Genomic DNA, 19787 nt, shown 5'->3' with positions numbered 1-19787 from the left:
TGCTTAGTGCCTTTAACCTGAACTCTGGATAATTATGCAGTTGGACAAAGTTGCGCTTTAAGTTCACCCATGGCGGTATAGCCACGATAACCTTTAATAAGCACGCCATTTTCATCTAACAAAAGTAAAATCGGTGTAGCAGGGATCCCGCCCATATCTTGCACTAAATCCGAGGGCGGCCGGTAGGCTTCAAACGGAAAATTAAGCCGAAACAGCGCGCGTTTTAACCTCACATTATCGCCGTTAATACCTAGTGCAACCGGATGCAGCTGTTGCTCGCATTCTTGATGTAGCTTCTTGAGCACTTTTGCCTGCTTGATACACCACGGACATTCAGGCTCAAAAAACATCATCGCGACCGGTTTACCATGTAAATGCGCAAGATTACTGGTAGTTTGCCCGCGCAAGTCTTTAAATTGGTAATCAACCGTTAGCTGCGCCGCCGATAAAGGCGCGGCGCAAATGAGTATGATCAAACAGGCTAGACGTAACATTAGAATGTGTACTTCATGCCAGCGTATACTTCTCTACCGCGAAGTGGTCCATAGATATAGCCCACATCATAAGCGCCGTCTGCATCATAAAATAACGGAGTATCTTCATCACCAGCTTGAGTGTAATCAAGTAGGTTAGTCACACCACTATAAAGTGAAAGGTACTCGTTAAGCTCATAACTGACGCGTAAATCAATAGTGAAATAAGACGGTGCATCAGTGCTCTTTTCAGAGTCAGGGTCAACTTCGCCAGTGCTCAGTAGTCTATTGTAACCTTCATAGCCATAGTCAGATAAATCACGGCTGCCTACCCACACCACATTGGCGAATAAGTCCCAGCCATTGATGTCCCAATCTGCCGATAATGTAATACGCTCTTCTATTGGCGCGACAGCATAAGATGATTGAAATACTGAATCATAATCAAATACTTCACCGGTTAGATTTAAGGTCAGATCGTCAGTTAAACGATAGCCTAAAGCAATGTCGGTGGTGACAACACTGGCTTTTTCGTCAAGTTGAGTCAGCAGTGGAATACCTTGGTCATTGGTGGTTAATTGCGCCAAGTTTTCAACTTCGGTCCACGCAAGTGAGGCCGTAGAAGTCAGTCTGTCACCTTCATAACTCAAGGCGTAGTTAACTGAGTTTGAACGCTCTAATTCGTCAATATCAATATCAAAACCCAGTGAGCCATCTAAAATACCATGGTCTGTTTCAAAGAATGATAACGGCGCACGGTACCCACGTCCGGCTGATAAACGCGACACCCACTCATCGTTGTGACGTAAACGAATATCGACTCGAGGAGAGAGAATTGACTCGTCAAGCTCTGTTCCTGGTTTGTTAGGGTCTATAAAGTCGGCGACAACGTTGTCGTAGCGTAATGCCATTGCAACTTCAAGTTCATCTGTGACTTGCCAAGTATCCTGGACATAAATCCCCGTCACATCATAATCAAATGAATCTGAAACATAATCAGGGTTTGCACTGCCAGAGCGAGAGTTTGAACGCATTTCTTCAGTACGGTGGTCCATACCAAAAGTCAGTAATTGGCTGTCGTTAAGTAAATAGTTAAAACGCGCATCAAAGAACCACATTACGTCATTGGCTGTGTAATCAAAGCCTTCGTAAAAAGAGTCTTGATCATGCTCTGCATAGCTAGTCGCTAAATGCATGTTCCAATCATCGTTTAATTCTCTTAACCAAGTTAATGAGGCTTCGTTACGATCGGTTTTAATCCACTCAGACGTTTCCCAAGCTTTACCTGTATAGTCATTGCGCACGTCACCGTCTTCAAATAACTCTTGAGTCGCTGTGGCATCGTCGTCATAACCTGATAAAACAGTGCCGGTGGAACTTGCTAGACCATCAGCAAAGGTCTCATCTAGCATTGGACCACCAAAAATTTCAGATTGAATATTGGCAATGCGCAATACAATGTTGTCGGTGTCTGTTACATCGTGCGACACTCTAGCGGTAAGACTGCGGTTTTCTTGTTGTGGGGCTTCATTCACGCCATTATCGTCAGCGTCATATTGGTCTCTATCATCGTATTGAGCCACTAATGTTGCACGAGTGCGACCATCTTCGCTGACACCTTTACCTAAGAAACCCATCTTTTTGTAGCCATTTTCACCGACTGCCACATCAAATTCTGCGCCGCTATCAGTGGGCTCATAACTAATAATGTTGACTGTGCCGCCAATGGCCTCTGGAGCAATTAATGACGCACCTGCGCCGCGGGCAACTTCAATACGGTCTATGCCGGTAGTCGGAATCGCATCCACAGCATAGTAACCAGAAATCATAGTGTGTACGGGTAAGCCATCAACCAGAATCGTTGTTTGCTCGCCCTTCATACCATTGAGCATGATACGTTTTACGCCACACATAGAGCATTCGTTAGACACTTTTACACCTGGAGAGTTATCAATAGCTTCTGATAAATTGACTGCGTTTTTATTTTCGATAGTACCAGCGCTAATCACTTCGGTCTTCATGATGGTGTTAGCTAAAGTACCTGCTTGCTCTAGTCTTTGCCTTACCCCCATCACACTAACGCGTTCAATATTTTCAGCTTCGGGAGGCGTGGAGTCTTCAGCCATAACAACTTGCGGACTAAGGATTACGGCTAATAATGCGGCTAGATAAGTTGGCTTCACTCTTTTTATCTCCAAGGAATATTCTATGAGTGCATGGTAATGCTAATGAGAGTGATTATCAATTGAGGTAGATCATGTTTTTGACATTTAGCACAAATTACCTTTACTGACCTTGTGAGCACTAAGCACAAAATCGCTCAATGTTACCAACCTATATCAGCATTCATACCAAATAGAAATAAAACCATTTAAAAGCAATAAATTACAAAACTTTTTTATTATGCTAAAGCCTGTTTTTATTGTCATTCACGCACACATATCGACAAAATTGATACTCTCAATCACTCCTTATATTCACGTAATAACGCATTAAGCGATTTTCTCAACACTGCTCACAAAACAACCTAACATCTTACCTTCTCAAGCCGATTTTCATCTAAAAACGGCAAAAAAGCCGGTTTTAGCTTTAAAAAAGCATCAATTTAATTGATACATAGCTTAATAAACATTCAATATTATTTAGCTTTTTAATGTGTATTCTGAATATAAATCCAACATTTAGAAAACACATTAAGGAGTCATCAATGTATTTAAGCAACAATCGAGTCACGCCACGATTGGGAGCCTGTAGCACTTTACGGGGCGCGTCATGAAACAGTTTGACGCCCACGAGGCGACTCGACCTGTTAGCCACCTTGCAATTGTAGATAGCTCGGCAGCAATGAGCCCATTTGAAAAAGCGGCTGAATACGGACATGCCAAAGTGACTAAGCATATTGCACAATCATTTGGCTTATCTGTATTTGCTGGTGCCTTCATTGCACTGGCCTTTGTGTTCTATATCACCGTGACCACAGGGGCAGCACCAGGCTCGTGGGGACTGGTTCGGTTTAGTGGTGGTATTGCATTTAGCTTAGGGCTCATTCTGGTTGTCGTACTCGGAGGAGAACTGTTTACCAGCACAGTATTAAGCGCGATTGCCTGGGCGCAAAAACGCGTCACCACCAAACAATTATTAGGTTGTTGGACAAGGGTGTATTTAGGCAACCTTTGTGGCGCAATGTTGATACTGCTATTGGTGATGATGTCAAAGATGTATGACCTAAACGGCAGCGCTTGGGGTCTCAACGCTTTGCATGTCGCACAACATAAAATTCACCATGATTGGAGCCAAGCCTTTGCACTAGGCACCTTATGTAATTTATTGGTGTGTCTTGGTGTGTGGATGACCTTTAGCTGCAAAGACGCCTTAGGCAAATCAATATTGCTGATATTACCAGTGGCAATGTTTGTCTCAAGCGGCTTTGAACATAGCATTGCTAACCTATTTATGGTGCCTTTAGGCATTACTATTGAGCACTTTATTGGTAGTGAATACTTCATGGCTCTCGGCGTGGTTCCACAAGCCTTTGCCGACCTCACCATCAGCAATTTTATCGTGCATAACTTAATTCCGGTCACCCTAGGCAACATTGTTGGTGGCGCAGTGTTTGTTGGCCTTGGGTATTTTTGGATCAACGATCGCAACCCAAGCAGCAATCACGTCACACAACTGCATATTAGCCCTATTGAACAAGGCCAAGCTCGCCAACCCGACGACACTCAAGTGCTGCAACAACCGCAACATTTATCGGCATCTGCGCAGTTTCAGCCTTCAACTATTACATCAACTCACTCTCATTCAAGTCATAAGGACTTAACCATGAAAACCAAAATTGACAAACTTATCGTTAGCGAATTAATGGACACTAATCCTGGCACACTTAACGTTGATAACACGATTTACCAAGCGTTAGATTTACTTGCAGCACAAAGCATTCGCAGTGCGCCAGTAATTGACAAAAATAATCAGTTATTGGGCTTTGTTTCAGAGCAAGATCTACTGCGCTCGTTGTGGTCAGAAGAGTTTTCTGCCAACTTACCCACAACAATAAAAGAGGTGATGCAAACTAAAATGCTCACCGTAGCGCCAACGGAAAAAGTCGCCCAATTGCTTGAGTTTATGGTGGTTGATAAGAAGAAACTCTTCCCAGTAACCGACTCAGGCATGTATATCAGCGGTGGTTATCAAAGTTATGAAGAGCGCCTACGTGAAGCTTCAGCAGCGGTTCCGAGTGTTTACCCTGTTGTTGAAAACGGTCGCTTATGTGGAGTTATCCGCCGCGAATCACTCATGAAGATGTTTGCTAAGCTGTATCATCCAAAACATGACGGCAACGCCCATCCTGTTGAGCAGTCTGTGGCGTAAATAGTGGTTACTTGAGAGTTTGCTAACAAGCTATGATTAAATCCATAGCTTGTTACATTTTATCAATAAGTTGAATTAGGTGTGCTTTCAGGATTAATGTCGCCGTAAACCTCTTCTGGGTCGACATCATTGATCAATAACATCTCCCTCACGGTTTCAATGTGATCTAATGTTTTTTGGTAATTATCACCATATTCATACTTGGTGACTTCAATTGCTTTAGGCATGTAAGTAAACGCAATTTTCAATGCCTGTAATGCAGACTCACTCATTTTATCACCCATGCCACACTCCTTAATGTTCAACTTTCATCAACTCTGATTTGCACATCACCATACTGCGAAACTGACGCTTAATCCATATCTTACAAATGCGTAATTTAAATAATGGCTATTTTTTGCGTCTTTAAGTCCACTCGTACGTCTTATACCAATAAAAACAACCACCTTCGCGCTAACTGTCTACTCAATGAATGTGGATCGGGTATCGATAGATTGGTGATTGCCTGTATGCATTAGCCATTTTTTAAATAGTGAGAATACTGTGATAGCACAACAAGTCATTGAAGATGCCTGTGAGTGGGCAATTATGCACGGCGTCGCATTTCGCCAAGTTGATAACAGCGCACGACATTGCCCATTTAGCATTGCTCCCATGACCATGAAACGCGATGTATATCAGCATTTGTGCAACGTGACCCCGATGGTGGCCAAACTCATTAATCGTGTGTCTGAAGACCATGATTTTTTGCAAGTCTCACTCGGTGATGTCGCGAAAGCCGATCCTTTTTTTGGCCATTTAATCCAGCTACATCATCAAGCACATGGTGATATCAATAACCGAAAGCGCGTTGTGCGTCAGCCGCTACTGTTATTGCGCACAGACTATATGGACGATAAGCAAAACGGCGCTAAAGTCGTTGAGTTCAATGGCATTGCCGCTGGCATGGCGCCATTTGGCCAAAAAGCGGCAGAATTACACCAGTATATTCAACAGCAGTGGCCACACACTTATCAAGATTGGGCCGAAAACCCATCGGCAATACCTGAAAAAAATACCGCACTCACCCAATTGGGCTCTGGCATCGCGGTTGCCGCATTTAAGGTGAAAAATGAGGCTGGCGACTCAGGTAAACCGACATTTATGATGGTAATACAACGGATCACACACAAAAATGATAGTGAGACAGCAAGTTTATCTGTGATAGCTTGCAGTGTTTGAGTGATAGTTAATCTTGATGGCTATGCCGCTGTGGCTAAGCAATCATTACAGATACAATTGATTTCGAGCTGCGGGCTCACTAATTTAAAACCTGCTTGTTCCACGCTCTGATTAAGCTCATTAATCGTTGATTTATTAACGGTAATTTCCTTTACCGCATTACACACACTACAAATTAAAAACTGTGGCACGCCATGCTCATGCTTGCAGGTGATGTGCGAGCAAGCAATAAACTTATTAGCCAATTTAAGCTTATGGACTAAGTGTTCTGCTTCTAAAAAATCGAGGATGCGATACACCGACATCGCCGGAATTTTTTCGCCATTTTCTTTGACAAACAAATCAATTAAATCGTACGCAGACAACGCCTTATTTGTCTGAGCAAGCAAAGATAAAACTTGTTTTCGCTTTGTGGTTAAGCGCGAACCATGGCTTTTACAATTTTGTTCAGCATGTTCAATAATAGTGTCGATGTTATTCATTGCGTTATCTCAAACTAATCATGTTATTTTTATCGCTCAGCGTCACCGCACCTTGTTGAGTATCGGTCATCCACATAGAGCGTATCTGTTGAATACGAGGAAAAAGTGCAAATACTGTAACAGTAATGCTCGAAAGCTCAGACATTTTTTCACAATTAAACCGATAATACGCTGTCACATCACTATGTAATTGTTGGGCAGTATGTTCATCTACGTGGCCTTCGATGGCATCATGGTGATTTGAGTGCTCCACGCTCATATGTGTTATATTTTAATTGCTTCAATGAACTTTAAGCCTTCACTTTCATAAACTTCATTCAGGTTTACTTTTACACTACATTGTCCACTTTTAACCATTAGACCTAATATCAGCTTTACCGACGTATCAACTAACTCTGTAGCAGAATCAAAGCTTACATTGTGACGAATAGGGGTTGTGCCAGTAAACAATGTAGTTTTATCATTATGTGCCAGCTTCATATTTCGGTAATCCTTCACCGAAATATGTCTCCAGATTTTTGAAGTCTTATCACGTAAACCTCGAAGTTTATCATCTAGTCAATCTTGATGTTGAAGAACCAAGTTCCTTTGCGATAAATACTCGAGTAGCTCCTTATTATTGTTATACCCCTGAGAATCAAACAACCGTGCAAGAGAAAGTAAAATTTCGTCATGCAAAGCTCGTTTGATAATTACAGATACCTCAAGCGACTTGCTTGATAAAACATTTACTGATTCTTCTGAGTCAAACAATTCACGATACACCTGAATGCTTCTACGTACTCTGATTGCTTCAGCTAAATAACGATTAAACTCATCCATATTGCAAATGTATTCTTAAAATATAACCGCCCCGGTAAGCGGCGTATAAATAGTAGGCTAAAATAAGCGAAGAATGAGCGCAAGCCTACTGTTTTGCGTCCGCCCTTGAGCGGGGTTTGTTAGCACGTTACCTTATCCAAACATGGTCTACTAGAAGTTTTCCAGCTTGTTCGACGATGCATATTTCAGCCAAAAATTCTTCATGGCTATTAGTAAACCACTGTTTCCATACTACAAATATAGAATCGCTTTTGTGAATAATTGATAGAAATTCCCTTTTAGAAAATTCGCCTATCTTATTTTCCTTCCATTGTTTCAGAAGGTTCTCTTCGGTAACGATTGCTTTGAGGCGATCAGTAAAATCACGAGTATGCTTTTGGTGATTCCTCTCGCTAGAGCCTTCCATAAGGTTATCCATTAATGGATTTGCTATATTTAGTATTTCTTCATCGGTAAGCTTATCGAAGTCCATGTTTCTACCTGTAGTGCTAACAGCTTATTGACCGGCCAAATAAATTTAAAGCCGACCCTTTAAGTTATTGATTAATACCATCCTACATTTACTATCTTATTGATGTAAAGCGGTTTTATTTAACTCCACTGACCAATAAAAGCGAGCTTGCGCGTTAAAAGTGGACTCAATATTCGACAAAAATAAAAAACTTTAATTTCAATTTATTCTGAGCAGCGCATACATCTCACTCAACAGAGTTTTTAACACCTGCAGCTTCATCATGGTGGTTTGCGAGCCGACCGTCCGACCCATGGCCGCTCATTGGCATCCATGCCATCACGGCATTTGTGAATCCCTTCACATCAGACAAGTGGCCGAGCTACATGGATGTACTAGTGCGTGTCGGTAAGTGAATGCCATGTTGAAGCCAAACAAAACCTGGCGGTCATATTCTTTGTAATGGTCGAAGCACCACAACCTCGTTGGCCGAAGACCATAGCAAAACAACAGTTAATTAAATTTTTCCACCGCTCTGCATTTAGGAAAACTCGAGCAACCCCAAAATTTAGATCCCGCACTTTGGCCTTTTTTAGCTTCACGTAACACCATATCTGATCCACATTTAGTGCAAGTTTTTTGCTTAATGATTTCTTTGACATGCGCTTTATGGGCTTGGTTTGTTGAAAACCCTCGCGCTAAGCGACCTGAATCAATATTGTTGATGATATCTAAAACTTGCTGTTGATTCAGTAGTTCAGCAGAGTGTGAACGAATGTATGATAAGCAACCACTTGCATGAGTGACATTTTCCGGCACCTCCGTTTTAAATTGACTATCACCGATAAATACAACAACCGAGAAGAGTGCAGCAATATTGATATTAAGCAGCGCTTCTAGTGTCTTTAGATGCTTATAATTTTGATGGATTGGATTTTGAAATTGAGATGAGTATTTAAATATTTTCTGTGTCCACAGTTTTTGGTTAGCAGAGCCAAAAATCCACCCTTTCATGTTTTTTGTTTCAATAATGAACACACCAAATTTAGATACAACAATATGATCAATTTGAGTGGTGCCATTGTCTGTTGGCAGGGTAATATTTTTAAGTCTGCGATACTCGTTATGCGGTAACCTCTTGAGTATCAAATTGACCTGAAACTCACCCCAAAGACCTTTAAACCAAGGTGTTGTGGTGATATAGGTCAATAAAATAATAGGGAAAATATACCAAACGTTGAGAGCAGCATTCATTAAGATTTCAATTAAATCCACAGCAACATCCTTATTGTTGTCGCTGGAAGTAAAGCCTGACATAGGTAGCCTCCAGCTTTCAATAACTTACCGAAAAGATGTAACCATACTCTGACATAAAATGTACCCATAGTCTGACAAATCGGAACTGCACCTAGATACTATAATTATGAATTGTCATTTTATTACAATTGAAAGCGTATCTCTTGCAAACACATTTTTTGACATTTCCGAGTTAGAACATTAATTTTAATTCGTGAGCTTCAGGTTAAAATTTCTATGGGTAAAGCTTCAAGCAGAGGCGCCTGTTCTACTGGCGTCCGACTGCCTTGACTTATTATGCATTTCTTCAGTTGAGAGTTCTGGGGTAGCTACTGGAAAAAGTAACTCAACACCAATTTGATACATATGAAGTGCAACATACCAGAGTAACAATGCTGAAACTCCAATTAGGACATATATGTCGAGTTGATCGAATTTTAGAAAGTAAGTTACATCATAGAACTGCTGAAGGAATGCACCTTCAAGCAACGAACAAGCTGTAGTAGATACCGCCATATATGTTCCTATAGTTAAAGACATATCGACGGGTAAGAAACCACTTTTAACCAACAAACTGCGACTACTGCTTTGCGCTTGCACTTTAATAGTATGTGTAAGAACGATAATCAATATTATCATATTGAGAAATATTTTCAGGTACCCATTTTCAAGTGCCTGACGCATTGTCCCCATCGCTACATCTTGATAAAAATAAGCGACTGCCGCCAAAACGGCTACAAATACGATAGAAATTCCAGAGCCAATATCAAACCTTCTCATGACAGGCTCCGATTGAAAGAATCTATGGCTGCCGATTCTTTCTTATCAGCCTCATTACCTAGAAAAGCCCCTAGGACACCTCCGATAAGTACTCCAGGCATTCCACCAACAAGCCCAAGAGCCCCGCCAATTACCGTTGAAACAGGAGTATTATCATTAGACTTCTCTGCGTTTACTTGAGAAATATGATAAGTCGTGCCATCGACAGAAAAGTAAGCTCCCCCAAGTTTTTGAGCAAGTTCATTCCTTGATTCGGCAGCTACATTTAAGTACCGCTTATTTTCATTAATATCTTTAATATATAGCTTCATAGTTCATTTCTACTGTATGCATAGCGCCGACAGCAAGGACGCGGACTGCTGACTGGTCTTGTTAATACGATGCGGCTTAGTCAGATTCAACATATTGATCCGGAACGTTCTCCCAAGTACTGCACTTTCGACCAACGGATCGACGAAAATTACGAAAAAGCTCTCGCTCATCAAATTCAACGTCTGGAATTGTATTTTCTACCGCTTGCTTGAGCGCCTTACTCATTTCTGTCCTGAGATGATCCACTATCTCTTCGATTTTAACTCTCACCATTAACTATTTCCTTGGACTGGATTCAGCCGAAAATGCGCTTGTAAGCAATTTTGGCTACCATCGCTCACCTAACACCCCATCTCTCAAGTAATATTTTTTCCCATCAATAATACTCTTAAGTACCGCTTGAATATGGACAGGTTGGTTTGCAATATCTATTTTTTGGGCTTGCTCTCTAAGATTTTCTAAATCAACAACATCACCAAAAGATTTTTCATCGATTTCAACGAAGGGGCCATTAGTAGAATCACTACCAGTGTTACCAATTATTTCGACCACTCTAATTGTGCCATTATCACCACTCAAGACTGTATCCATAAATTCAGATGTTTTATCTTTTGATGACCTTTTTAACTCATAGAATATGTGTGATTCAAGATGATTATCAATATGTGTCTTATCGGAAAGAGATTTAATAGCAACCTTTTGATAGTCAATCTCAAGCTCATCAAGCTGTTCTTCAGAGACCCATGGCTCGTCATAGCTCTTTTTTCCATGAATCTGGCTACGAATTTTGTATAAAACATCGGCAGCCAAAGGCGCACTTTTCTGTCTCCCGACAAGTTTTTTTATCAATGTATATTTATCGTCACTCTCAGAGATGACCTTATTTGTAAGCCAGTTCATTTGGCGATAAAGATCCCTAGACATGAAACCATAATTACTTTCTAGAGAAGATATTAGCTTTTCAGATTTAAGGAACGCGTCATAAATACAAGTCAAAACATCAAAGCTATTGCCTTTGCACTCTTTTGCATAATTCGTCATCATTTCAAAGAATCGATCATCGGCGTCTTCAGAAACAACCCTACTAAGAAAATCATCCCTATTGATGTCTCCAGAGATAAAGTCAAGGATCTCTTGATCAGAAAGATACCCGGTAGGCGTTTTGTAATGAAACGCAACATGTAACCTTTGCGGGGCTGATACTCTGCCGGCAGAATCAGCATCAGAAACGCCATAATGTGAATAACCGCCAGAATCCAGAAGAGGAAAAGTATCTCCAAGAAGCCCCTCTAATAACTTACGGTCCCTTTCGCTGAATTCTTTTAAAATTTGACTCCGCTCTTCACTAAATGATTTGACCACTTCTTCTGGCTTATCCATCATAAGACCGTCATTCGAAAACCTTTTGCCTATATATGCTTCTGGCGCTTTCTTGACATGCTCGTATATCGAGTTAGCTTTTGTAGCGATTATTGATAACGAAAAAAGATCGGAGAAACAGACTTGCCCTTCAACCTGTTCCAACACAAACCTCAGGTGATTGAAAAATCTTTTTAATTCTCTTGGGTTCCTAATAAGGTGCTTGAAATAATTATGAAAAATCCAGCTTAACTTCTCTTGGTCTGCTTCAAATCTATCTGTTAAGTTTTTATCACTCAGATTATCCAGCTCTATATTAGCAAGCTGATTCATCCCTCTTTCAGAAATTACAGGAAGGGGTACCCTGAGTTGCACTACCTTATTGATATATTCCGAAGCATTCACAATGTCATTCTTATCTAAAACAGAGACTAGGTAGCTTGAGTCAAAAGCTAATAGAAATGAAGTCCCTGGAAAATCTGCCACAGCCTTAACGAGTCGCAAAACTTGAAATGTTTCAGATGGGGTTAACCTATCAATATCATCAATAATGACGACTATCGGCGCTTTAACTTTTTCAATTGCAGCAACAACCTTTTTCTTTTTACCTAAAAGATCGAGTTTTTTTAATTCAGCAATTTTCTTAGTTGAACTTCCAAATTTAGATAATACCTTTTCAACTATTGATGCCCATGGTTCCGCACCAGGTACAAGCTTTGCGACACTAAAGAGGCTAGAGTATGCAATCAACTCCTTTGCAGCTTTTAATGCCACTTCAGAGTTATCTTTAATATTGAGTTGGGATGAAAATTGGAGTAAGAAATCTTGAATTAATGACTCAGGCTTACCGGCCAACCAAGGATTATATTCAATAATAATTGGGGCGGTTTCTTTTTCATTCAAAGCTCCTTTGACAAGATTTATTACTGATGTTTTTCCATATCCCCATTCGCCTTCCAAAGAAACAGTTAGACAATCATCATCATGATTTAATAACAGTACATTTGCCAAATGGTTGGAAAAATCCAGTCTATTTAATAAGTCAGGATCATCAGGCCCCCCCTGTATCGGTTGGTCGTTATGGTATTTTCCCATTATATAGTTCCATTGTTTGTTGAGATTGCTAAACGACTTGCTAAGCGGCTCGAAATAGTTGGCTAAAGAGCGCAAGCCAACTGTTATGGCGAAACGTAACCTGCTCCAAGGATTTGCATAACCGTGCCTATAAATAGGCAAGTAAGCCCCAAATACATGTGATTATGCTCAACCTTATCTAACTCCAATATATTTTTCATTTCTTGTAAGTGATCTTCTTGAGTTAAAAATTTAATTTCCTCATATTTAGATTTTTGTTCTTCCGTAAAAGTTTGATGCTTAAGGAATTCAAAATGTTTTTCTAATTCCGTATCAAGTTTTTCTATTTGTAATTGTCTTCGACTATAACGACCCTTCCATAAGAAACGTATTGCCAAAAACATTGCTGCCAATAGATTAATCAACGCACCAATTTGGCTAAACTTCCTCGCTGCATCTTGAGTCATTTCAGGAAATGTAAAATCGAAAAAGTGCCACCAAATAAGCGGGACAAATATGACCGTTAAAATATTTATTGTGAGAGATACTTTCGAGCTATATATTTTGTCGGATTGGCTCATTGCGACTCCTTTCGCCATAACGTTTTAGTATTTGTGCGTAGCACTGTTTGCATGGCACAAACCGCTTGTTGGACTTGGCCGATGCCGAGTCCAGGTTAATTGGTACGCTTTATACTATAGGAATTTGCTTTTTTTGATTCTGGCTCTGAGCTGCAGAGCAGTTCTGAACTGAATATATGGTCTGATTTGCACGTATTTCATTGAAATTCCCTTATCATTGTGGTGTTCCATCACATTTTTAGTTTAGCTGATTCAATACGAGTAATACAGTCAATTGAAGCTTGACTTGGCTCCGCGCAGCGGCTTAATTCAATGCCCGCTTAATGGGCTGGTTTGGAGTGCCAGCGGAAAACCAGTCCCAATTGACGCTTTTGTTACAGGCGGCTACTCCTCAATGTAAATTTGAGAAATCTCTTCTTCAGTAAGCTCTATTGGTACTATTCTCAGAAGACCATTGACAATCGATGGCTCAAAAAACTCTTTGAACCGATCTGTATTCCTTTGACTGCGACGTTGGTCTTGATCTTCACCATCAATATCAACCAACAATAAATTTAAGTGAGCATTAGCTTTTTTTACTTTATTGTATAAAAATATTTTATTGAGCATTAAATAGACTCTTTCTCTCATCATAATTGATGAAACTCTAGAGGCTTTTATTTCAATGAAAATTTCACTCTCACCAGTATTAATGTAGCCATCGTAAATCGGTTGAATATTGCTCACCGCATCTATGCCGCTAAACTGTGTAACGAGTTTAGCTTCCTGCATTAGATCGTATTCAGTAAGACTTCTTTTTGAGAGAAACTTAGAAAAAGCAATTTCTTCAAGTTTTTGATGATTTATTCGTCTTCTTACAGGCCGAACACGCTCAGTTGACGCTTCGCTTTCTTCATCTCGCTTCTTGCTAATTTCATCATCAGTCGCTTTTTCTACGCCCATTCTTTTTGCTAAATCATCAGGGAACCCAATTATATTTGTACTGGACTGGTTTTGTGAGATAGAAGTCACCACATTAACTAACTCTCTTCTTAACTCAGTATTTTCGGAATTAAGCTTAATGATTGAATTTTCTTTTGCTTTTATCTCACGAGACATTGTGAGTAATTTGCCAACACTAAAATTATCAAAACTCTCACTTAGTACAATAACAACGAGTAGAACTATAAGTGTAATAATCCCCGTTGAAATAGTTCCTTTTGGTTCAAGAGATAGAAAACTATATGCAACAAGCCATACAATGAAACCGACTAAGCCGACAATTAAGGCTCTTACAAAATTATTACTTTTACTTTCCGTCATAAATTTGTCCATTTTAGCCTTATAACGTTTTAGTATTTATGCGTTGCGCTGTTTGCAAGGCACAACTCGGTTTTTGGACTTGGCCGATGCCATATTCATATTAATCGGTATGTTTTATGTTATAGGAATTTACTTTTTTTCGGTAGTGGTATTTGTACAACCTTTAGGCTAATTATCTGTTCTGATTACATCTTTTAAAGTAGGATTGATGATGTTCAATCTTTTTCATTGATCGATTATTGCCTTGCCCCTGATATACCTTACTGACACGGAATGGGGCATAAATGATTTACACTGTAGTGACACATTTCTGAACTTGAGTTCAAGATGTGTATGACTAAAGCACATAAAGGACTACTAAAATACACACCGACATTTAGTTGAGTTTCTCCACTGTCCTACATTTGGGAAAGTTTGAACAGCCCCAAAATTTAGATCCTGCATTTTGGCCTTTTTTAGCTTCACGTAACACCATATCTGATCCACATTTTGTGCAAAGCTTATCGGTATTTTTTTGCTTAATGATTTCTTTAACATGCACTTTATGGGCTTGGTTTGTTGAAAACCCTCGCGCTAAACGACCTGATTCAATATTGTTGATGATATCTAAAACTTGCTGTTGATTCAGTAGTTCAGCAGAGTGTGAACGAATATATGATAAGCAACCACTTGCATGAGTGACATTTTCCGGCACCTCCGTTTTAAATTGACTATCACCGATAAATACAACAACCGAGAAGAGTGCATCAATATTGATATTAAGCAGCGCTTCTAGTGTCTTTAGATGCTTATAATTTTGATGGATTGGATTTTGAAATTGAGATGAGTATTTAAATATTTTCTGTGTCCACAGTTTTTGGTTAGCAGAGCCAAAAATCCACCCTTTCATGTTTTTTGTTTCAATAATGAACACACCAAATTTAGATACAACAATATGATCAATTTGAGTGGTGCCATTGTCTGTTGGCAGGGTAATATTTTTAAGTCTGCGATACTCGTTATGCGGTAACCTCTTGAGTATCAAATTGACCTGAAACTCACCCCAAAGACCTTTAAACCAAGGTGTTGTGGTGATATAGGTCAATAAAATAATAGGGAAAATATACCAAACGTTGAGAGCAGCATTCATTAAGATTTCAATTAAATCCACAGCAACATCCTTATTGTTAACGCCTAATCACTGCTATTTCAACACCACTATTTCATCGCGGCTTTCACATACACATCAAAGCGATTTTTTTTCTGCGCTAATACCATACTCGGTTTTACACCATCAAGATCTTCAGCATAATCGGGGCGTTTTACTACTACACGCTTGGTGGCCAATGCCATTGCCGGCGCTAATAAGCCGTCGGCGTCGAGGTCGGCACCCACTAAGGTTTGAAATACGCGCATTTCTTTTTTGACTAAGGCTGACTTTTCGCGATGTGGGTACATTGGGTCTAAATACACTACGTCTACTTCAGTACCAGAGGACTGCGCAGCATCAGCTAATGCATCCAAGCTTGAACCATGAAACAGACTCATCAAATCCTGCATCCATCCGCCAATTTCGGCGTCTTCATAGGCGCGGCGTAGGCCGTCTTCTAATAGTGCGGCAACCACAGGGTGGCGCTCAACCATAATCACTTTGCAGCCCAGGCTTGCCAATACAAATGCATCGCGGCCTAAACCTGCTGTGCCATCGACAACCGTTGGCGTTACACCTTGCTTTAACCCAACCGCTTTGGCGATAGACTGCCCGCGCCCACCACCAAATTTGCGCCGGTGTGCCACAGCACCTGAGACAAAATCAACGTTAATACCATCTAATTTGGGTTCATCTCGTTTGTACAAACTCAAACAGTTTTGCTCAAAGCGCAATTCAAATGCGGCGTCTTTGTCCCACACGAGTTGCCAGCGAGTAGCGATATCCACCAATGTTGGGTACTGCTGATTAAAAAAGATAGGTGTCTGCAACAAGATAAATACCATGCCAAAATAAAAACTACCTCATTATGCCAAAAGCCATCACCAGTGAATACCTATACCTCACGCCTGAGAAAACTTATAATGATGGTATTACACAGTTTTTACTGTTCATTCGTTAATGGAAACGCCCATGCTTAGTTATCGCCACGGTTACCATGCAGGCAATTATGCCGATGTGCTTAAACATTCAATGCTAATCCAAGCATTAAAAGCCATGCAGAAAAAAGAAAAACCTTATGTGTATATCGACACTCATGCAGGCGCTGGCGCGTATTCGTTAACGGATGAGTTTTCGCAAAAAACCGGCGAGTATTTAGAGGGCGTAGCCAAACTGTGGGAGCATGAAAACCTGCCTGTTGCCTTAGCCGATTATGTTGAAGCGGTACGCCACTTTAATGCTGAATATGACGGTGAGCTTAGAGTGTATCCAGGCTCGCCTGCATTTGTAGATGTAGAATTACGTCCGCAAGATCGCATGGTATTGCACGAGCTACACACAACCGACCATGAGTTACTTGAAAGTTACTTTATTCAAGACAAACAAGTAAAAGTGATTAACAACGATGGTTTAGCCGGATTAATTGCTGCCGTGCCGCCTTTAGAGCGCCGTGGGGTGATTTTAATTGACCCAAGTTATGAAATTAAAACCGATTATATTGATGTTGCACACACACTGATTAAAGCGCACAAACGCTTTGCTACGGGTATTTTTATGTTGTGGTATCCGGTGGTAAAACGCGAGCAAACAGAAGCCATGCTGACACTGCTTAAAAATAGCGGCATTAAAAAACAACTGCGTATTGAGCAAGCCATTCATGCCGATAGCGATGAATTTGGCATGACAGCTGCGGGTTTATGGATTATCAATCCGCCTTGGCAAATGGATGTTATGGCCAAAGAAGCACTCGAGTATTTAGCGCCATTATTGGGCCATGCCGACGGTTACACAACAGTAAAATGGGAAGTTGGCGAGTAGCCGCATGACCCCTTACAAGATAATAAAAAGCCCGGCGCATATTGATGCGCCGGGCTTTTTTATAGCGAACTTAAATCATTACTTAAAAAACGCGCCTGCCGCCCCAGGGAATACCACCGGGCTAACATTGCCATTAGCAGCAACACTTGCCACGCCAAATAAATAATTATCAATCACTAGGTTATCTAAAGTAAACCTATCAACCTTGCCCACATAGCGGCTGTGAGTCCACTCTGGCGCGGTCGTTGAGCGCCAATACACCCGATAACCTACTACCGTGTCATCAGTGCTTTTTTGCCAACTTAGCGTAGTACTGGGTGACACCTGACCTTCAATGCTCACCTTAGTTGGCGGCGCTGGTGCCCACGCCTGTGCGGCTAAACTAATTGCATTTAATGCGGTGAGTTTGGCGGTAAAGTCAAAATCGACCCCTTCAATCACATCACCGTAAGCAATGCCGTTTTCAACCCGAATATCTTGATGTTGGCGGTCGTAATGCTCGTTGGTTTCCATAATGCGCACCGCTGGTAAACCGGCTTGATTAAACGGTAAATGGTGCCCACCACGGCCAAATCGGTCGAGGCGATACACTAACATGACGTCAAGGTTCGTCATGTACTGGTCGGCTAATGATTTAATTTTACGGGCTAAATTACGTGAGGCAGAATCGTTCTCCCCACCACTAAAATAACGCTCTTTTGCTTCGTCGGCGGTTTCGGCAAAGCGCACACCTTCCGAAAACACTCGCACACTGCTGTTATTGACCACGCCATTAATGCCGGCAATGTTGCCGATCATGTCGTTATTGAGCACAGCCTGCACTTGCCAGCCTTGTGCTTTGGCATAGTCGGCTAAAATATTGCCGCCGTATAAGCCTTGTTCTTCACCCGACAAGGCCGCGTACACTATGGTGCCGTTAAACTGATATTGAGATAACACCCGTGCAGCTTCTAATGCGCCTGCCACACCGGAGGCATTGTCGTTTGCGCCTGGTGAAATAGAAGTGGCATCCAGCACGTCGGTAACACGCGAATCAATATCACCGCTCATCATCACCACACGCTTAGGATCTGTTTTACCGCGCTGAATCGCGATAACGTTGACCACTTCTGTTGGCTTGGCGATACGCTTGCCTTCAACCGTTTTGGCTACGGTAACAACCTCTAAACAGCCACCACACTGTGTTGAAATTCGCTTAAACTCGGCTTCTATCCAGCGTCTTGCTGCGCCAATACCCTGGGTGTCTGACTGCGTGTCAGATAAGGTATGACGAGTACCAAAATCAACCAGGGTACGAATATCTTGCTCAATGCGCTGTGCTTGTGGCGCATTAGCAATGTCGTATAAGCGCATGTCTTCTTGCGATGGTGCAACTGATGTTGCTGGGGTTGCCGCCATAGCAGGAACCGTGGCCGCACCTAGAATTAATAACCCTGCTAGGCCCGCTAAACAGTAACCGCTCTTAGGGCTGAGTTTGACGCGCTTTGGCGCTGCTTTGTGGATAAGATATTTCATATGACCTCGATTAACTGGCTAATGCTTTTTGGTAGCGTTTGAATAATATTTTTACGCGCTTCACATAAGCTTGAGTTTCTGGGTATGGCGGAATGCCACGGTATTGGGTGACGGTGCTTGGGCCAGCATTGTACGCGGCGCACGCTAGGTCTAAATCACCATTAAATTGGGCTAATAGCTGTGCTAAATAACGGCTACCACCACGAATATTTTGCTGGGCATTTAATGGATTGTCTACGCCCATATCACTGGCGGTGCCGGGCATTAATTGCATTAAACCTTTGGCACCCGCTTTTGAAACGGCGCCAGGCTTAAACGCCGACTCTGCATGAATCACGGCTCTAATTAATGCCGGGTCTAACTGATATCTGTGTGCGGCTAACGCCACATCGGTAGCAAAGTGCGACGTAAATAAAGGGATTTTATACCAGTCGATGGTGGAGTCTGGTCGGCAGGCAAAGCACTCGTACAACAACACTTGATAGTCGGCATCTAACGGTTGCTGATCACTAAATACCATAATCCCGTTAGCTTGCTTATATTGGTACACTTTACGTTTTTCAACGCCAAGATCGCTCACAATACCGTTTTCAGAATATTGCGCTTTAACTCTGAGTTTATTTGGTGTTGTTGAGGATTTTTTTAGCGGATAGTCGTTGGTTAAGGTGCGAGGTCTAGAAGTATCATTAACATAGCTATTATCGAGTACAAGCTGATCATTGAGCGACGTAACAGGGGGCTGTTCAATCGCATTAACATGCTCAAGCGCGGGTTCGCTTACGGCTGATGGCTGTAATGAGC

General features: G+C 41.4%; 21 protein-coding genes. 3 read left to right on the top strand and 18 right to left on the bottom strand.

Features of this window, described 5'->3' with window-relative positions; genetic code table 11:
* Positions 1 to 32: 32 nt before the first annotated feature.
* Both PQR79_RS17120 and PQR79_RS17115 read right to left on the bottom strand, forming a co-directional pair.
* A complete protein-coding gene (locus PQR79_RS17120) occupies positions 33 to 494 on the bottom strand; it encodes a TlpA family protein disulfide reductase (RefSeq protein ID WP_274408581.1) in 462 nt (153 codons plus the stop codon).
* Positions 494 to 2656 (bottom strand): TonB-dependent receptor plug domain-containing protein, encoded by a 2163-nt coding sequence (locus PQR79_RS17115; RefSeq protein WP_238104848.1) that lies wholly within the window; start codon positions 2654 to 2656, stop codon positions 494 to 496. The genes PQR79_RS17120 and PQR79_RS17115 overlap by 1 nt, the downstream gene beginning before the upstream one ends.
* A 589-nt stretch (positions 2657 to 3245) precedes the next feature.
* Here PQR79_RS17115 and focA point away from each other — a divergent pair.
* Complete coding sequence (focA, locus tag PQR79_RS17110; RefSeq protein WP_238104850.1) at positions 3246 to 4844, top strand: formate transporter FocA; 1599 nt, start codon at positions 3246 to 3248, stop codon at positions 4842 to 4844.
* 62 nt (positions 4845 to 4906) lie between these two features.
* Here focA and PQR79_RS17105 read toward each other — a convergent pair whose 3' ends face one another.
* A complete protein-coding gene (locus PQR79_RS17105) occupies positions 4907 to 5128 on the bottom strand; it encodes a penicillin-binding protein (RefSeq protein WP_274408580.1) in 222 nt (73 codons plus the stop codon).
* Between the two features lie 259 nt (positions 5129 to 5387).
* Here PQR79_RS17105 and PQR79_RS17100 point away from each other — a divergent pair, with 259 nt between their 5' ends.
* Positions 5388 to 6065 carry a glutathione synthetase gene (locus tag PQR79_RS17100; RefSeq protein ID WP_238107837.1) on the top strand — a complete coding sequence of 226 codons (678 nt, stop codon included), beginning with the start codon at positions 5388 to 5390 and terminating at the stop codon, positions 6063 to 6065.
* A 20-nt stretch (positions 6066 to 6085) separates the two neighbouring features.
* On the opposite strand, the gene PQR79_RS17095 is transcribed toward PQR79_RS17100, so the two are convergent.
* The 13 genes from PQR79_RS17095 to PQR79_RS17035 all read right to left on the bottom strand — a co-directional run bounded on the left by PQR79_RS17095 (position 6086) and on the right by PQR79_RS17035 (position 16498).
* Positions 6086 to 6547 (bottom strand): Fur family transcriptional regulator, encoded by a 462-nt coding sequence (locus PQR79_RS17095; RefSeq protein WP_238107836.1) that lies wholly within the window; start codon positions 6545 to 6547, stop codon positions 6086 to 6088.
* A 4-nt stretch (positions 6548 to 6551) separates the two neighbouring features.
* Positions 6552 to 6806 (bottom strand): ZrgA family zinc uptake protein, encoded by a 255-nt coding sequence (locus PQR79_RS17090; RefSeq protein ID WP_238107835.1) that lies wholly within the window; start codon positions 6804 to 6806, stop codon positions 6552 to 6554.
* A gap of 5 nt (positions 6807 to 6811) precedes the next feature.
* Positions 6812 to 7027, bottom strand: a complete 216-nt coding sequence (locus tag PQR79_RS17085; protein WP_238107834.1) for a hypothetical protein — start codon at positions 7025 to 7027, stop codon at positions 6812 to 6814.
* Between the two features lie 78 nt (positions 7028 to 7105).
* The gene (locus PQR79_RS17080; RefSeq protein ID WP_238107833.1) at positions 7106 to 7369 is read right to left on the bottom strand and encodes an AbiU2 domain-containing protein; all 264 of its coding nucleotides are present in this window, start codon (positions 7367 to 7369) and stop codon (positions 7106 to 7108) included.
* A gap of 127 nt (positions 7370 to 7496) precedes the next feature.
* Positions 7497 to 7841, bottom strand: a complete 345-nt coding sequence (locus tag PQR79_RS17075; RefSeq protein WP_238107832.1) for a DUF3887 domain-containing protein — start codon at positions 7839 to 7841, stop codon at positions 7497 to 7499.
* Positions 7842 to 8333: 492 nt separating this feature from the next.
* Positions 8334 to 9137, bottom strand: coding sequence for an NERD domain-containing protein (locus PQR79_RS17070; protein ID WP_274408579.1), 804 nt, complete (start codon positions 9135 to 9137; stop codon positions 8334 to 8336).
* Between the two features lie 228 nt (positions 9138 to 9365).
* On the bottom strand, positions 9366 to 9896 hold the full coding sequence (locus tag PQR79_RS17065; RefSeq protein WP_238107856.1) for a hypothetical protein: 531 nt from the start codon (positions 9894 to 9896) through the stop codon (positions 9366 to 9368).
* A complete protein-coding gene (locus tag PQR79_RS17060; RefSeq protein ID WP_238107857.1) occupies positions 9893 to 10207 on the bottom strand; it encodes a hypothetical protein in 315 nt (104 codons plus the stop codon). The genes PQR79_RS17065 and PQR79_RS17060 overlap by 4 nt, the downstream gene beginning before the upstream one ends.
* A 328-nt stretch (positions 10208 to 10535) precedes the next feature.
* Entirely contained in the window at positions 10536 to 12662 is a 2127-nt protein-coding gene (locus PQR79_RS17055; RefSeq protein WP_238107859.1) for a KAP family P-loop NTPase fold protein, read from the bottom strand.
* Between the two features lie 83 nt (positions 12663 to 12745).
* Positions 12746 to 13222 (bottom strand): hypothetical protein, encoded by a 477-nt coding sequence (locus PQR79_RS17050; protein ID WP_238107860.1) that lies wholly within the window; start codon positions 13220 to 13222, stop codon positions 12746 to 12748.
* A 384-nt stretch (positions 13223 to 13606) separates the two neighbouring features.
* Complete coding sequence (locus PQR79_RS17045) at positions 13607 to 14524, bottom strand: hypothetical protein (RefSeq protein WP_238107861.1); 918 nt, start codon at positions 14522 to 14524, stop codon at positions 13607 to 13609.
* A 376-nt stretch (positions 14525 to 14900) separates the two neighbouring features.
* On the bottom strand, positions 14901 to 15674 hold the full coding sequence (locus PQR79_RS17040) for a nuclease-related domain-containing protein (RefSeq protein ID WP_274408578.1): 774 nt from the start codon (positions 15672 to 15674) through the stop codon (positions 14901 to 14903).
* Between the two features lie 47 nt (positions 15675 to 15721).
* On the bottom strand, positions 15722 to 16498 hold the full coding sequence (locus tag PQR79_RS17035; protein ID WP_238107830.1) for a class I SAM-dependent methyltransferase: 777 nt from the start codon (positions 16496 to 16498) through the stop codon (positions 15722 to 15724).
* A 127-nt stretch (positions 16499 to 16625) separates the two neighbouring features.
* Here PQR79_RS17035 and PQR79_RS17030 point away from each other — a divergent pair, with 127 nt between their 5' ends.
* Positions 16626 to 17471, top strand: coding sequence for a 23S rRNA (adenine(2030)-N(6))-methyltransferase RlmJ (locus tag PQR79_RS17030; protein WP_238107829.1), 846 nt, complete (start codon positions 16626 to 16628; stop codon positions 17469 to 17471).
* Positions 17472 to 17549: 78 nt separating this feature from the next.
* Here the strand turns inward: PQR79_RS17030 and PQR79_RS17025 are convergent, their stop codons facing one another.
* Together PQR79_RS17025 and PQR79_RS17020 are read right to left on the bottom strand one after the other, a co-directional pair.
* Complete coding sequence (locus PQR79_RS17025; RefSeq protein WP_238107839.1) at positions 17550 to 18869, bottom strand: M28 family peptidase; 1320 nt, start codon at positions 18867 to 18869, stop codon at positions 17550 to 17552.
* Between the two features lie 127 nt (positions 18870 to 18996).
* Positions 18997 to 19734, bottom strand: a complete 738-nt coding sequence (locus PQR79_RS17020; RefSeq protein WP_372943628.1) for a lytic transglycosylase domain-containing protein — start codon at positions 19732 to 19734, stop codon at positions 18997 to 18999.
* Positions 19735 to 19787: the final 53 nt, after the last annotated feature.

Origin of the sequence: Shewanella metallivivens (assembly GCF_028750675.1) — a bacterium.
Lineage (GTDB): Bacteria > Pseudomonadota > Gammaproteobacteria > Enterobacterales > Shewanellaceae > Shewanella > Shewanella metallivivens.
The sequence above is the reverse complement of the archived record's forward strand: the minus strand, read 5'-3'. Positions and strand labels throughout refer to the sequence as shown.